The following is a 13,471-nucleotide window of genomic DNA, read 5'->3' on the forward strand; positions in this document are numbered from 1 at the left end:
GGTTTACCCCACTTTCACCATGTGCGGGGCGGCGCGCTCGCTGCCCTGGTGGTCCAGGTCACGGCTGACCAGCAGCAGCACCTGGGCGGAGGCGTCGGACACCTGTGCCTTGTAGCCTGCGATGGAGCGGGCAAAGACGTTGTAGATGACCACCGCCGGGATCGCTGCGACCAGGCCCAGTGCAGTGGCCAGCAGGGCCTCGGCAATACCTGGGGCAACCACGGCCAGGTTGGTGGTCTGGGTCTTGGCGATGCCGATGAAGCTGTTCATGATGCCCCACACGGTACCGAACAGGCCGACGAACGGCGCAGTGGAGCCGATGGTGGCGAGCACGCCGGTGCCGTTGCTCATGGTGCGGCCGCTGGCAGCGACCAGGCGCTCCAGGCGGAAGCTGACGCGTTCCTTGATGCCTTCTTTCTCGCGGGCATTGGCCGACAGGCGCATCTCTTCGAGGGCGTCGTGGACCAGGGTGTGGGCGAGGGTGCCTTCTTTATTGGCGACGGTGCTGGCCTCTTTCAGGCTCACCGACTTCTTAAGTGCGGCAATCTCGCCACGCAGGCGGCGCTTGGCGCCCATCAGCTCGAAGCCCTTGGCGATCCAGATGGTCCAGGTGATGATCGAGGCGATGGCCAGGCCGATCATCACGATTTTGACGACGATGTCAGCGTTCTTGTACATGCCCCAAGGGGACAGGTCGTGGGCCATACCCAGCGAGGTGTCTTCAACCAGTTCCTGAACGGCCGGGTCGGCAGCGGCAGGGGCATCGACCGGGGTGGCAGCCTGGCCTTCGACAGCAGCCGGGGCCGGGGTGGCCGGAGCGGCAGCGGCAGCCGGGGCGGCGGTGTTGGCGTTAGGCTCATCGGCCATGGCCACCGGGGCCAGCACCAGGCTGAACATCAGCGCGGCGATGGCGCGCCAGGCGCGCGACGGGGTTGGCGAAGCGGAAGGTTGAGTACGTGTCATGCTGGCCGGACCTGATGAAGAAAAAGTGAGCGTTCTCCAAGGCCTCGAGATAGGCCGAGAACAGATAGGGGTGCCATTATTGCAAGTAATTCTTGTTAACAAAAGTAATCTTGTTGCTTTTTTCACCTGCGGTCTAGCCGCCTATCGTGTAATACGGCTAGCCTGATCCTTTGGTCTAGGGAGTTTTGAGATGTCAGACCTTTCCGCAATTATCGTGGGATGTGGTGATGTAGGCGGCCGCCTGGCCCGCCAGCTGCTGGCCAAAGGCTGGCAAGTCAGTGGCTTGCGCCGCTCGGTCGGGCAGCTGCCCGAGGGCGTCGTGCCCATCGCTGCCGACTTGTCCGAGCCTGCCATTCCATTGGCCTGGCCGCAGCGCTCGCCGGACTACCTGGTGTACTGCGTCGCCGCCAGTCAGCATGACGAGGCGGGCTATCAAGCTGCTTACGTCGACGGTTTGCGCCATGTGCTGGCGTGGCTGGCCGAGCGTGGCCAGCGTCCACGGCGTTTGCTGTTCGTCTCCAGCAGCAGCGTGTTCGCGCAAAAGGACGGTGAATGGATTGACGAAACGGCTGCCACCGAACCTGAAGGTTATTCCGGGAAGGTGATGCTGGAGGCCGAAGGGTTGGCGCTGGCCAGCGGCATTCCTGCCAGCGTGATTCGCCTGACCGGCATCTATGGCCCAGGTCGCGAGTGGCTGCTGAGCCAGGTGCGGCAAGGCTATCGGGTGGCCGAGGAGCCGCCGCTGTATGGCAACCGGATTCATGCCGAGGATGCGGCGAGCCTGATGGCGTTCCTGCTGCAGGCCGATGCCGAAGGTGTGGCGCTGGAGGATTGCTACATCGGCGTCGACGACGACCCGGCGCCGCTGGCCGATGTGGTGGCCTGGCTACGGGAGTACATGGGTGTTACCGAGTGGTCCGATGAGCAGCGGGTGCGCCGTACCGGCAGCAAGCGTTGCAGCAATGCCCGGGTGCGGGCGTTGGGCTGGGCGCCGGAGTATCCGAGCTACAAGGAAGGCTATGCGGCGATTCTGGCAGGCAAGCGCTGAAATCTAGAGGCCTGGCGCGGTTCTTGTAGGAGCGGCCTTGTGTCGCGAAAGGGCTGCGAAGCGGCCCCAGGATCTCAGCTTCGCCGCATAGATTGCCGGGGCCGCTGCGCGGCCCTTTCGCGACACAAGGCCGCTCCTACAGGGGTCGCGTGTCAGTCCCGCTCCAGCACCCACTGCTGGGCGCCGGCTGCCAGCTGCGGAATCTCGTCCGCCTGGGCGGTGTTGACCGCCTGGAAGATTGCAATCTTGTCGCCATCACGCTTGAAGATGAACGGCGCGCCGCGCTGATTGCGCTCCAGCCACAGGCTGTCGTTGTCGCCACCCATGCTGGCGCAGTCGCCGGCCAGGCACAGGGCGAAACGGTCCGGGCCTGGCAGGCCGGTGACGTTGCCGGTATCGCTGAAGCGTACGGTGGCGCCCTTGCCCTGGCCCTCGATGATCTTCCAGTCGCCACCGAGGTAAGCCTGGTACAGCGCCTTCTCGAAGCTGCTGCCCAATGGTGCGTTGCCGGGCTGCTTGGCGCGCACGAAGGTCTGCTCGGCACCGCCCTGGGTTGTGGCTTTCAGTTCATCGCCATCGAGTTCGAGTTGTTCGGTCTGGCCGCCCTGGAAGCTGGCCTGCCATTGCTTCTGGTTGGCGCTCAGCTGGCCGTCGGCAGCCTCGAAGCCATTGCTGAAGCTGGCCTGCTGGTGGGCGACATCGAGCTTCCACTCGAACACCGGGCCGTGCTCGTTCAGGGCCTGGCGCAGGCTGCCGCCTTTGCTGGCGGCCTTGATGGCGGCCTGGTTGATCCAGGTGCCGTTGAAATCTTCGGGTTTGTGGCTGGCGCAGCCGCTCAGGAGCAGGGCTGCCAGCGCGATGGGCAGTGCTTGACGCATGACGGGATAACCTTGCAGAGGAGGGTGACGGGCAGGGCGCCCGTCACCAGGGGCATCATTCGATGACCAGGATGGCGTCCATTTCGACCTGGGCGCCTTTCGGCAGTGCAGCAACGCCGATGGCGGCGCGGGCTGGGTATGGCTGTTCGAAGTAGCGGCCCATCACCTCGTTGACCTTGGCGAAGTGGCTCAGGTCGGTGAGGAAGATGTTCAGCTTGACGATGTCCTTGAACGAACCGCCAGCCGCTTCAGCCACGGCCTTCAGGTTCTCGAACACCTGTACGGTCTGGGCTTCGAAGCCTTCGACCAGTTCCATGGTCTTCGGGTCCAGCGGGATCTGGCCCGACATGTAGACGGTGTTGCCGGCCTTGATCGCCTGGGAGTAGGTGCCGATAGCGGCAGGGGCCTTGTCGCTGTTGATTACGGTCTTGCTCATGATGACTCCTTGCGGTTGGCGGACTACGTACGCATGCGGGTGATGCGGACCACGCCGGTCAAGGTACGCAGCTTCTTGATCACACGCGCCAGGTGCACACGGTCGTGCACGCTGACCACCAGTTGGACCACGCTGATACGGCCGTCGCGTTCGTCCATGCTGATCTTCTCGATGTTGCCGTCGGCAGCGTTGACGCTGCTGGCCAGCAGGGCGATCAGGCCGCGCTGGTGTTCAAGCTCGACACGCAGCTCGACGTTGAATTCGCCAGCGATGTCCTTGGCCCACGAGAGCTGTACGCACTTCTCCGGGTTGTGGCGGATTTCGCTGATGTTGCGGCAGTTTTCCAGGTGCACGACCATGCCCTTGCCCGCCGAAAGGTGGCCGACGATCGGGTCGCCCGGAATCGGTGTGCAGCACTTGGCGTAGCTCAGTACCAGGCCTTCGGTTCCGCGAATCGCCAGTGGGCCTTCCGGCGCCGGCAGCTGTTCGCCTTCGGCCGACAGCAGGCGGCGGGCGACCACGTAGGCCATGCGGTTGCCCAGACCGATGTCTTCGAGCAGGTCTTCGATCAGCTCCAGGCGGTACTCGGCGAGAATCGCCTGGATGCGCTCCTGGGGGATCTTCTCCAGGCTGCTGTCGAAGCCGGTCAGCACCTTGTTCAGCAGGCGCTCGCCAAGGCTGATCGACTCGGAGCGGCGCTGCTGCTTGAGGGCGTGGCGAATGTGCGTGCGCGCCTTGCCAGTGACCACGAAATTGAGCCAGGCCGGGTTCGGCCGTGCGCCCGGGGCGCTGACGATTTCCACCGTCGAGCCGCTCTGCAAGGGTTCGGACAGCGGCGCCAGGCGGCGGTTGATGCGGCAGGCGATGCAGCTGTTGCCGACGTCGGTGTGCACCGCGTAGGCGAAGTCGACGGCGGTGGAGCCTTTGGGCAGCTCCATGATCCGGCCCTTGGGCGTGAACACGTAGACCTCGTCCGGGAACAGGTCGATCTTCACGCTTTCGATGAATTCCAGCGAGTTGCCGGCGCGCTGCTGCAGTTCGAGGATACCCTTGACCCACTGCCGCGCGCGGGCGTGGCTGCCCTTGGGCTGTTCGTCCTCGTTGGACTTGTACAGCCAGTGCGCGGCGATGCCGTTGTTGGCCATCTCTTCCATCTCGCGGGTGCGGATCTGGATTTCGATGGGCACGCCGTGCATGCCGAACAGCGTGGTGTGCAACGACTGGTAGCCGTTGGCCTTGGGGATCGCGATGTAATCCTTGAAGCGACCGGGCAGCGGCTTGTACAGGTTGTGCACGGCGCCGAGCACGCGGTAGCAGGTGTCGACCTTGTCGACGATGATGCGGAAGGCGTACACGTCCATGATCTCGTTGAAGGCGCGGCGCTTGCCACGCATCTTCTTGTAGATGCCATAGAGGTGTTTCTGCCGGCCGCTGACCTCGCCTTCGATGCCGTCGGCGGCCAGGCAGTTGGCCAGCGAGTGCTCGATCTTGGCGACGATCTCTTTACGGTTGCCACGTGCGCTCTTCACCGCCCGGTGGATCAGCGACGAACGCATCGGGTGCATGGCCTTGAAGCCGAGGTCCTCGAACTCCACGCGCACGGTGTGCATGCCCAGGCGGTTGGCGATGGGGGCGTAGATCTCGAGGGTTTCCTTGGCGATGCGCCGGCGCTTTTCGCCAGACAGCACTTCCAGGGTGCGCATGTTGTGCAGGCGGTCGGCCAGCTTGACCAGGATCACGCGGATATCGCGGGCCATGGCCATGGCCATCTTCTGGAAGTTCTCGGCCTGGGCCTCGGCCTTGGTCTCGAAGTTCATCTGGGTCAGTTTGCTGACCCCATCGACCAGTTCGGCCACGGTCTCGCCAAACTGCTGGCAGAGGGCTTCCTTGGCGATGCCGGTGTCTTCGATCACGTCGTGCAGCATGGCCGCCATCAGGCTCTGATGGTCCATGTGCATGTCGGCCAGGATGCTGGCCACGGCCAGCGGATGGGTCACGTAGGGCTCGCCGCTGCGGCGGCGCTGCCCGTCGTGTGCCTGTTCGGCGTAGAAATAGGCGCGGCGAACCAGGTTGACCTGTTCGGGGCCCAGGTAGGTCGACAGCCGTTCGGCTAAGGCTTCTATGCCCGGCATGGTTTCACCTCTTGCCGAGGAAGAGGGCCTTGTGCCGCGCGACGTCGACAGGGCATCGATCAGACAGCCTCGTTGGACTCGTCCTCGAACGCGGCGAAGACCGGATCCTCGGTGACGATCTCTTCGGCGGCGATGAACTCAGGGGTCACGATACCTTCGGCGATTTCGCGCAGAGCGACCACGGTCGGCTTGTCGTTTTCCCACGCTACGCGTGGCTCTTTGCCGCCGGTAGCCAGCTGACGGGCGCGCTTGGTCGAGAGCATGACCAGCTCAAAACGGTTATCCACGTGTTCCAGGCAGTCTTCAACAGTTACGCGGGCCATGGTCTTCCTCAGTAGCAAATGCGGTAGGCGTGCAGCCCAATATGGGCAGGCGGACTCGATAGTTTAAAAAATCACCAGCCAATAGGGAAGCGCTGTTTTGTCGGCTACCTCGTAAGGCCTGCGTATCACCGTACCCTGCGGGCGCGGCTTCAGCCACGGAAGGGCCGAAACAGACACCCTTGCTGCATGATCCCGACGATAACCTCAGAGCATCGCATCCCGCAACCGCGGCGTCAGCTCCTCGAACAGCGTCTGCACCGAGCGCAATGCCCGGCAATCCGGCCGTGTCAGCAGCCACAACTGGGTATCGCAGCCCGGCAGCGGCCCGCTCAACGCATCGACCCCCGGCAGCGCATCCACCATATAGTCCGGCAATGCCGCCACGCCCAGCCCGGTGCTCACCAGCTGGGCGATGGTCGACATGCTGCTGCACTGGTAGCGCGGGCTCAGCCCTGGGTACTGCTGGTTGCGCCAGACCACGGTGGGATGGTCCTGCATGGAATCGTCCGGGGCGATCCACGGCACGCTGCTGGCCGACTCGTTCAGGCGCTCGCGCCACTGCGGCTGACCGCAGATCACGTAGGACGTGGAGCCCAGGCAACGACCCACCAGGTGCTCCGGCGGCGTATTGGTCAGGCGCAGGGCGATGTCGGCATCGCGCCGGCTGAGGTTGGCGAAGGTGTTGGAGGTGCCCATCTCCAGCGACAACGCCGGGTAGTTCGGCATGAACGCCGCCAGCGCCGGCAACAGCAGGCTGTGCATCACGGCTTCAGTGCAGGTCACGCGTACGGTGCCGCTGACCACTTGCTCGCCGCTGGTCATGGCGATGCGTGCGGCATCCAGCGCCTGCTCGGCGCGCTCGGCCTGCTCGGCCAGGGCCTGGGCCGTATCGGTCGGCAGGTAGCCTTTGCGGCTTTTCACGAACAGCGCGGTGCCCAGCGCCGACTCCAGCCGGCGAATCGAGCGGAACACGGTCGACACGTCGACCTTGAGCAGTTCGGCGGCCTTGGCCAATGAGCGCCCGCGTTCCAGTGCCAGGACCAGGGAGAGGTCGGCGTGGGTAATCTGATATTGCATTGGTGCACGCTCTGCTTGCCGAATTGCCAATGTCTGTTGCGTGAGGGCCATTTTATAGTGAAACGGCCCCCGGGAATCAATGCGCCCGGTCGGGTAACCAATCCCCACGATGGGAAAGTGAAAAGAACAACAGCTGCAACCATCGTCGCCCGTGAGGCGCCAGCCGTATCCCCCACATCGCCGCAGCAAATCATAGGATGTAAGCCATGACGTCGGTCACCCCGTGCGCCAGTACTTCCAGCGAGATGAATGACTTCCTTCAGGCCCATCCGGATACGCAGTACGTCGATCTGCTGATTTCCGACATGAACGGCGTGGTACGCGGCAAGCGCATCGAGCGCGCCAGCTTGCACAAGGTGTACGAGAAAGGTATCAACCTGCCAGCCTCGCTGTTCGCCCTCGACATCAATGGCTCGACCGTGGAAAGCACCGGCCTGGGCCTGGACATCGGTGACGCCGACCGCATCTGCTACCCGATTGCCGGCACGCTGTCCGACGAGCCGTGGCAGAAGCGCCCGACCGCACAGCTGCTGATGACCATGCACGAACTCGACGGTGAGCCGTTCTTCGCCGACCCGCGCGAAGTGCTGCGTCAAGTGGTGAGCAAGTTCGACGCCATGGGCCTGGATATCTGCGCCGCGTTCGAGCTGGAGTTCTACCTGATCGACCAGGACAACCTCAACGGCCGCCCGCAGCCGCCACGCTCGCCAATCTCGGGCAAGCGCCCGCAGTCGACCCAGGTGTACCTGATCGACGACCTCGACGAATACGCCGACTGCCTGCAGGACATGCTCGAAGCGGCCAAGGAGCAAGGCCTGCCAGCCGATGCCATCGTCAAGGAAAGCGCCCCGGCGCAGTTCGAAGTCAACCTGCACCACGTCGCCGATCCGATGAAGGCCTGCGACTATGCGATCCTGCTCAAGCGCCTGATCAAGAACGTCGCCTACGACCATGAAATGGACACCACGTTCATGGCCAAGCCCTACCCGGGGCAGGCGGGCAACGGCCTGCACGTGCACATTTCGCTGCTGGACAAGAAAACCGGCAAGAACATCTTCGCCCATGAAGACCCGCTGCAAAGCGACGCGCTGCGCCACGCCATCGGCGGTGTGCTGGAGACCATGCCGGCGTCGATGGCCTTCCTGTGCCCGAACATCAACTCCTACCGCCGCTTCGGTGCGCAGTTCTACGTACCGAACGCGCCGAGCTGGGGCCTGGACAACCGCACCGTGGCCGTGCGCGTACCGACCGACAGCAGCGACAACGTGCGTATCGAGCACCGCGTGGCTGGCGCCGATGCCAACCCGTACCTGATGCTGGCGGCCATCCTGGCCGGTATCCACCACGGCCTGACCAGCAAGATCGAGCCAGCTGCACCGATCGAAGGCAACTCCTACGAACAGCTGGAGCAGAGTTTGCCGAACAACCTGCGCGACGCCCTGCGTGCGCTGGATGACAGTGAAGTCCTCAACCAATACATCAGCCCGGACTACATCGATATCTTCGTGGCCTGCAAGGAAAGTGAGCTGGCCGAGTTCGAAGTGTCGATTTCCGACCTCGAGTACAACTGGTACCTGCACACGGTGTAAGCCCATGAGCGCAATTGCGGTCCCCTTGATCGGTATCAGCGCCTGCCGCCAGCAGGTGGGGAAGAACTCGTCGCACACGGTGGGCGACAAGTACGTGGAGGCCGCCGGCTTCGCCGGATTGCCGCTGATTCTGCCGGCCCGCGACGGCGGCAGTGACACGCAGGCGCTGCTGTCCCGGCTTAACGGCATTGTTTTTACCGGCTCGCCTTCAAATATCGAGCCGCATCATTACAATGGCGCCGCCAGCGCCGAAGGGACCCGGCACGACCTGGCCCGTGACCGGCTGACCCTGCCGCTGCTGCAGGCGGCGATTGCCGCTGGCGTGCCGGTGTTCTGCATCTGCCGCGGCTTCCAGGAGCTGAACGTGGCCCTGGGCGGTAGCTTGCACCAGCGTGTGCAGGATTTGCCCGGCTACATGGACCATCGTGAACCCGAGGATGCGCCCCTGGAAGTGCAATACGGCCCTCGTCATCCCGTCAGCGTTGCACCTGGCGGGTTGTTCGAGCGCCTGGGCCTGGCTGCACAGTTCGAGGTCAACTCGCTGCACAGCCAGGGCCTCGACCGCCTGGCCCCAGGCCTGCGGGTCGAGGCACGGGCCCCGGATGGCCTGATCGAAGCAGTGTCGATGCCTGACGCGCCGGGCTTTGTACTTGGCGTGCAGTGGCACCCTGAATGGCGTTTCGCCGAAAACCCGGTCTCAAGGCGCCTTTTCCAGGCGTTCCGCGAGGCCTGCATCGCCCATGCTGCACGGGAGGTCTGACAGCAAGTCAGCCAAAAGTCCGGGATGACCCACCCCCGGCAGCGCGCTTTCAATGAGTGGAAGCAGGCCTTGGGAACAGGGCCTGTGAAAACAATTCCAATAGTTACGGCAAAAACTCATGAGCAATTACACAGAAGCCGGCCGCCCACCCGATGTGGCCGACTCGGGCAGCACTCAGCGCAGCAAAGGCCTGGCCAAGGGCCGTCTTGGCCTGCTGGCCAGCGTGGTGTTGGGCATTTCCACCATTGCCCCGGTCTACACCCTGACCGGCGCCCTAGGCCCGACCGTGCGTGAGGTCGGTGCACATCTTCCCGCCGTGTTCATTGTCGGCTTCCTGCCGATGCTGCTGGTTGCCCTGGGCTACCGCGAACTGAATTCGGCCGAGCCGGACAGCGGTACTTCGTTTACCTGGTCGGCTCGTGCCTTTGGCCCGATGATCGGCTGGATCGGTGGGTGGGGGCTGGTCGTTGCCACCACCATCGTGTTGTCCAACCTGGCGGGCGTTGCCGTCGACTTCTTCTATCTGTTCCTCAGCCAGATCACCGGCCACCATGAGCTGGCGGCCCTGGCTGACAACCTGTTGATCAATATCACCACCTGTTGCGTGTTCATCGCCCTGGCGGTGTGGATCTGCTGCCGTGGCATGGCCACCACCATGACCGTGCAATACGGCCTGGTGGCGCTGCAGCTGATGGTACTGCTCGGCTTTGCCTTCGCGGCCTTCGGCAGCACCACCGCACCACCGCCACTGGAGTTCGATTTCGCCTGGTTCAACCCGTTCGGTGTCGAGTCGTTCTCGGCCTTTGCAGCGGGGCTGTCGCTGTCGATCTTCATCTTCTGGGGCTGGGACGTCTGCCTGACCGTCAGCGAAGAGTCGATCGGCAGTGACGAGGTGCCGGGCAAGGCGGCTACCTGGACCGTACTGCTGATCCTCGGCCTGTACCTGGTTACCGCCATCGCCACTCTGCAGTTCGCCGGTATCAGCGAGCAAGGCCTGGGCCTGAACAACCCGCGCATCCAGGAAAACGTGTTCGCTCACCTGGCCGGGCCGGTGATGGGGCCACTGGCGATCCTGATGTCGATCGCCGTGCTGGCGAGCACCGCAGCGTCGCTGCAGTCGACCTTCGTGTCGCCGGCGCGCACGCTGCTGGCCATGGGTTACTACGGCGCAGTGCCGCAGAAGTTCGCCAGCGTCTGCCCGCGTTCGCAAACGCCGCGTTACGCGACCATCTGCGCCGGTGTGGCGGCAGGGCTGTTCTACGTGACCATGCGCACCCTCAGCGAGAACGTGCTGGCTGACACCATCACGGCGCTGGGCATGATGATCTGCTTCTACTATTCGCTGACGGCGTTCGCCTGTGTCTGGTACTTCCGCGACAGCCTGTTCGGCAGCCTGCGCCACTTCTTCATGCGTGGCCTGTGCCCGCTGGTGGGTGGGGTGATCCTGTCGGTGATCTTCGTGCGCACGGCCATCGACAGCGCCTCGCCGGACTTCGGCAGCGGCTCGCATGTGGCCGGGCTGGGGTTGGTGTTCGTGATTGCGGCGATCATTTCGGCACTGGGGATCGTGCTGATGATGATTTCGCGGATGCGTGCGCCGGCTTACTTCCTCGGGGCGACCCTGCGTCAGCAGGCTACCTTGCCACTGCAGGAATAAAGCAAGGGGCCGCAGCGCGGCCCCTTCGGTCTATCAGGCCAGCAGTTCTTTCAGCAACCCGCTGTAGCGCTGCTGCTGCTTGTTCAGCAGCAACCGGTTGGCCGCGAACACCGCTTTCAATTCCTCAAGCGCCACGTCGAAGTCGTCGTTGATGATGACGTACTCGTATTCGTCGTAGTGCTCCATCTCGCTAACCGCTTCCTTCATGCGCCCGGCGATGATCTCTTCGCTGTCCTGGCCACGGCCATCCAGACGCTCGCGCAGGGCCTGCTGGCTCGGCGGCAGGATGAACACCGAACGTGCCTCGGGCATCAGCTTGCGCACCTGCTGGGCGCCTTGCCAGTCGATCTCCAGGATCAGGTCGTTGCCCCGGTCCAGCACCTCTTGCAGCGCACTGCGTGAAGTCCCGTAGAAATTGCCGAACACTTCGGCGTGCTCGAGGAAGTCGCCCTGGGCGATCAGCCCCTTGAAATCGTCATGGCTGACGAAGTGGTAGTTCACGCCGTGCTCTTCGCCCGGGCGCATGGCGCGGGTGGTGTGCGAGACCGAGACGCTGACGCGCGGGTCGGCCTTGATCAGGGCGGTGACCAGGCTGGTCTTGCCAGCGCCGGACGGTGCCGAAACGATATAGAGGTTGCCGCAGCTTTGATTCATGGTCGGGGTGGCCTTACTCGATGTTCTGTACTTGTTCACGCATCTGTTCGATCAACACCTTCAGGTTGACCGCCGCTTGCGTGCTGCGTGGGTCGAAGGCCTTGGAGCCCAGGGTGTTGGCTTCGCGGTTGAGTTCCTGCATCAGGAAATCCAGGCGACGACCGGCGGCACCGCCGGACTTGAGCACCCGGCGCACTTCGTTGATGTGGGTGCTGAGGCGGTCGAGCTCCTCGGCGACGTCGCTCTTCTGTGCCAGCAGCACCATCTCCTGCTCCAGGCGCTGCGGGTCGAGCTCGGCCTTGAGGTCGCCGAAACGGTCGATGATCTTCTGCCGCTGGGCGGCAAGCATCTGCGGCACCAGGGCGCGCAGGGTGGTGACCTCGGCGGTCATGTTGTCCAGGCGCTCGTTGATCAGCCGGGCCAGCTCCTGGCCTTCGCGCAGGCGCCCGGCCTTGAGCTCGGCCAGGGCCTCGTCGAACAGCGCCACGGCTTCGGCGTTCAGGGCCTGGGGGTCAGTGGCGTCGGCCACCAGCACGCCCGGCCAGGACAGCACTTCCAGCGGATTGAGCGCGGCCGGCTGCTTGATCAGGCCGGCCACCTCTTCGGCGGCGGCGACCAGCTGCGCGGCGCGCTCGCGGTCGACCTTGAGCGGCTTGCCGTTGCTGTCTTCGTGCAGGCGCAGGGTGCATTCGACCTTGCCGCGCGACAGGCCCTGGCGCAGGCCTTCGCGTACCGCGCCTTCAAGGTCGCGCAGGGCGTCCGGCAGGCGCAGGTGAGGCTCAAGGTAACGGTGGTTGACCGAGCGCAGTTCCCAGACCAGGGTGCCTTGGCTGCCTGCGCGCTCGACACGAGCAAAAGCGGTCATGCTGTGCACCATGGGAAGTACCTCGCGTTAATGAATTGAAGGCGCGCGATTGTAGCGCAGTGCGCACGTGGCGCCCAATCCGCCCATGTTACAGAGCGCGTGCCAGTGAGTGGGAAAAGGCGACAGGCTGCCGGGGGCGCGACAATAGGCATGTCCTCTGGGGGCGACGGGCTCTATAATGGCGGGCAGATTCAAAGTCCCAGTACAGGTATCCCAGATGAAACGTCCAAGTGGTCGCGCCGCCGATCAGCTCCGCTCGATCCGCATCACCCGCAACTACACCAAGCACGCCGAAGGGTCGGTACTGGTCGAGTTCGGTGACACCAAGGTCATCTGCACGGTCAGCGTCGAAAACGGCGTACCGCGCTTCCTCAAAGGCCAGGGCCAAGGTTGGCTGACCGCCGAATACGGCATGCTGCCGCGTTCCACCGGCGAGCGTAACCAGCGCGAAGCCAGCCGTGGCAAGCAAGGTGGCCGCACCCTGGAAATCCAGCGGCTGATCGGCCGTTCGCTGCGCGCCGCGCTGGACATGAGCAAGCTCGGTGACATCACCCTGTACATCGACTGCGACGTGATCCAGGCCGATGGCGGCACCCGCACCGCGTCGATCACTGGCGCCATGGTCGCCCTGTGCGACGCCCTGGCCGTGATCAAGAAGCGCGGTGGCCTGAAGGCCGGCAACCCGCTCAAGCACATGATCGCTGCCGTGTCGGTGGGCATGTACCAGGGCGAAGCGGTACTCGACCTGGACTACCTGGAAGACTCGGCTGCCGAAACAGACCTGAACGTGGTCATGACCAGCGCCGGTGGTTTCATTGAAGTGCAGGGCACCGCCGAAGGTGCGCCGTTCCAGCCTGAAGACTTCAACGCCATGCTGGCACTGGCGCAGAAGGGCATGACAGAGATCTTCGAACTGCAGAACGCCGCGCTGGCTGACTGACTGTTCCGATAGGCACAAAAAAGCCGACAGTGATGTCGGCTTTTTTGTGCCTGATGTCCCGTCCTGAATAAGGTTTACACCTCCCATCCCGAATTTCCGGAGAGTCAGATGGAGCAAGGTGTAAAGCGCACACAGCGTGATTACTCACT

13 protein-coding genes are annotated in these 13,471 nt (G+C 63.9%); 5 read left to right on the top strand and 8 right to left on the bottom strand.

Translation table 11 applies throughout. The features are described 5' to 3' along the window. Nucleotides 1–3: 3 nt before the first annotated feature. Nucleotides 4–963, bottom strand: a complete 960-nt coding sequence (gene exbB / locus ACIPZ8_RS21140; RefSeq protein ID WP_400727075.1) for a tonB-system energizer ExbB — start codon at nt 961–963, stop codon at nt 4–6. Nucleotides 964–1,153: 190 nt separating this feature from the next. On the opposite strand from exbB, the gene ACIPZ8_RS21145 reads away from it, so the two are divergent. Beyond that, on the top strand, nt 1,154–2,011 hold the full coding sequence (locus tag ACIPZ8_RS21145; protein WP_400727077.1) for an SDR family oxidoreductase: 858 nt from the start codon (nt 1,154–1,156) through the stop codon (nt 2,009–2,011). 152 nt (nt 2,012–2,163) lie between these two features. Here the strand turns inward: ACIPZ8_RS21145 and ACIPZ8_RS21150 are convergent, their stop codons facing one another. The 5 genes from ACIPZ8_RS21150 to ACIPZ8_RS21170 all read right to left on the bottom strand — a co-directional run bounded on the left by ACIPZ8_RS21150 (nt 2,164) and on the right by ACIPZ8_RS21170 (nt 6,857). Next, on the bottom strand, nt 2,164–2,889 hold the full coding sequence (locus tag ACIPZ8_RS21150; RefSeq protein WP_400727079.1) for a hypothetical protein: 726 nt from the start codon (nt 2,887–2,889) through the stop codon (nt 2,164–2,166). Nucleotides 2,890–2,944: 55 nt separating this feature from the next. Beyond that, the gene (locus tag ACIPZ8_RS21155) at nt 2,945–3,325 is read right to left on the bottom strand and encodes a RidA family protein (RefSeq protein ID WP_009684531.1); all 381 of its coding nucleotides are present in this window, start codon (nt 3,323–3,325) and stop codon (nt 2,945–2,947) included. A gap of 23 nt (nt 3,326–3,348) precedes the next feature. Beyond that, entirely contained in the window at nt 3,349–5,457 is a 2,109-nt protein-coding gene (gene spoT / locus ACIPZ8_RS21160; protein WP_103448468.1) for a bifunctional GTP diphosphokinase/guanosine-3',5'-bis pyrophosphate 3'-pyrophosphohydrolase, read from the bottom strand. 59 nt (nt 5,458–5,516) lie between these two features. After that, nucleotides 5,517–5,780, bottom strand: coding sequence for a DNA-directed RNA polymerase subunit omega (rpoZ, locus tag ACIPZ8_RS21165; protein ID WP_016394025.1), 264 nt, complete (start codon nt 5,778–5,780; stop codon nt 5,517–5,519). Between the two features lie 204 nt (nt 5,781–5,984). Continuing rightward, nucleotides 5,985–6,857 (bottom strand): LysR family transcriptional regulator, encoded by an 873-nt coding sequence (locus tag ACIPZ8_RS21170; RefSeq protein ID WP_400727081.1) that lies wholly within the window; start codon nt 6,855–6,857, stop codon nt 5,985–5,987. Nucleotides 6,858–7,063: 206 nt separating this feature from the next. Here ACIPZ8_RS21170 and ACIPZ8_RS21175 point away from each other — a divergent pair, with 206 nt between their 5' ends. The 3 genes from ACIPZ8_RS21175 to ACIPZ8_RS21185 all read left to right on the top strand — a co-directional run bounded on the left by ACIPZ8_RS21175 (nt 7,064) and on the right by ACIPZ8_RS21185 (nt 10,863). After that, nucleotides 7,064–8,446: a glutamine synthetase family protein gene (locus ACIPZ8_RS21175; RefSeq protein ID WP_400727083.1), complete on the top strand. Its 1,383-nt coding sequence runs from the start codon at nt 7,064–7,066 to the stop codon at nt 8,444–8,446. Nucleotides 8,447–8,450: 4 nt separating this feature from the next. Further along, nucleotides 8,451–9,206: a gamma-glutamyl-gamma-aminobutyrate hydrolase family protein gene (locus ACIPZ8_RS21180; RefSeq protein WP_400727085.1), complete on the top strand. Its 756-nt coding sequence runs from the start codon at nt 8,451–8,453 to the stop codon at nt 9,204–9,206. Between the two features lie 118 nt (nt 9,207–9,324). Then, nucleotides 9,325–10,863 (top strand): APC family permease, encoded by a 1,539-nt coding sequence (locus ACIPZ8_RS21185; protein ID WP_400727087.1) that lies wholly within the window; start codon nt 9,325–9,327, stop codon nt 10,861–10,863. A 33-nt stretch (nt 10,864–10,896) separates the two neighbouring features. On the opposite strand, the gene gmk is transcribed toward ACIPZ8_RS21185, so the two are convergent. Together gmk and ACIPZ8_RS21195 are read right to left on the bottom strand one after the other, a co-directional pair. Further along, on the bottom strand, nt 10,897–11,517 hold the full coding sequence (gene gmk, locus ACIPZ8_RS21190) for a guanylate kinase (protein ID WP_400727089.1): 621 nt from the start codon (nt 11,515–11,517) through the stop codon (nt 10,897–10,899). 13 nt (nt 11,518–11,530) lie between these two features. Continuing rightward, on the bottom strand, nt 11,531–12,394 hold the full coding sequence (locus ACIPZ8_RS21195; protein ID WP_400727091.1) for a YicC/YloC family endoribonuclease: 864 nt from the start codon (nt 12,392–12,394) through the stop codon (nt 11,531–11,533). A gap of 205 nt (nt 12,395–12,599) precedes the next feature. Between ACIPZ8_RS21195 and rph the strand changes: the two genes are divergently transcribed. Beyond that, nucleotides 12,600–13,322, top strand: a complete 723-nt coding sequence (rph, locus tag ACIPZ8_RS21200) for a ribonuclease PH (RefSeq protein ID WP_400727093.1) — start codon at nt 12,600–12,602, stop codon at nt 13,320–13,322. Nucleotides 13,323–13,471 lie beyond the last annotated feature (149 nt).

It is taken from the genome of Pseudomonas sp. NPDC089422, assembly GCF_044749405.1.
In the GTDB taxonomy this organism is placed as follows: domain Bacteria; phylum Pseudomonadota; class Gammaproteobacteria; order Pseudomonadales; family Pseudomonadaceae; genus Aquipseudomonas.

Coding starts and splice junctions, on each gene's coding strand:
- exbB (WP_400727075.1), bottom strand. CDS start 963: ATGACACGTACTCAACCTTCCGCTTCGCCAACCCCGTCGCGCGCCTGG.
- ACIPZ8_RS21145 (WP_400727077.1), top strand. CDS start 1,154: ATGTCAGACCTTTCCGCAATTATCGTGGGATGTGGTGATGTAGGCGGC.
- ACIPZ8_RS21150 (WP_400727079.1), bottom strand. CDS start 2,889: ATGCGTCAAGCACTGCCCATCGCGCTGGCAGCCCTGCTCCTGAGCGGC.
- ACIPZ8_RS21155 (WP_009684531.1), bottom strand. CDS start 3,325: ATGAGCAAGACCGTAATCAACAGCGACAAGGCCCCTGCCGCTATCGGC.
- spoT (WP_103448468.1), bottom strand. CDS start 5,457: ATGCCGGGCATAGAAGCCTTAGCCGAACGGCTGTCGACCTACCTGGGC.
- rpoZ (WP_016394025.1), bottom strand. CDS start 5,780: ATGGCCCGCGTAACTGTTGAAGACTGCCTGGAACACGTGGATAACCGT.
- ACIPZ8_RS21170 (WP_400727081.1), bottom strand. CDS start 6,857: ATGCAATATCAGATTACCCACGCCGACCTCTCCCTGGTCCTGGCACTG.
- ACIPZ8_RS21175 (WP_400727083.1), top strand. CDS start 7,064: ATGACGTCGGTCACCCCGTGCGCCAGTACTTCCAGCGAGATGAATGAC.
- ACIPZ8_RS21180 (WP_400727085.1), top strand. CDS start 8,451: ATGAGCGCAATTGCGGTCCCCTTGATCGGTATCAGCGCCTGCCGCCAG.
- ACIPZ8_RS21185 (WP_400727087.1), top strand. CDS start 9,325: ATGAGCAATTACACAGAAGCCGGCCGCCCACCCGATGTGGCCGACTCG.
- gmk (WP_400727089.1), bottom strand. CDS start 11,517: ATGAATCAAAGCTGCGGCAACCTCTATATCGTTTCGGCACCGTCCGGC.
- ACIPZ8_RS21195 (WP_400727091.1), bottom strand. CDS start 12,394: ATGGTGCACAGCATGACCGCTTTTGCTCGTGTCGAGCGCGCAGGCAGC.
- rph (WP_400727093.1), top strand. CDS start 12,600: ATGAAACGTCCAAGTGGTCGCGCCGCCGATCAGCTCCGCTCGATCCGC.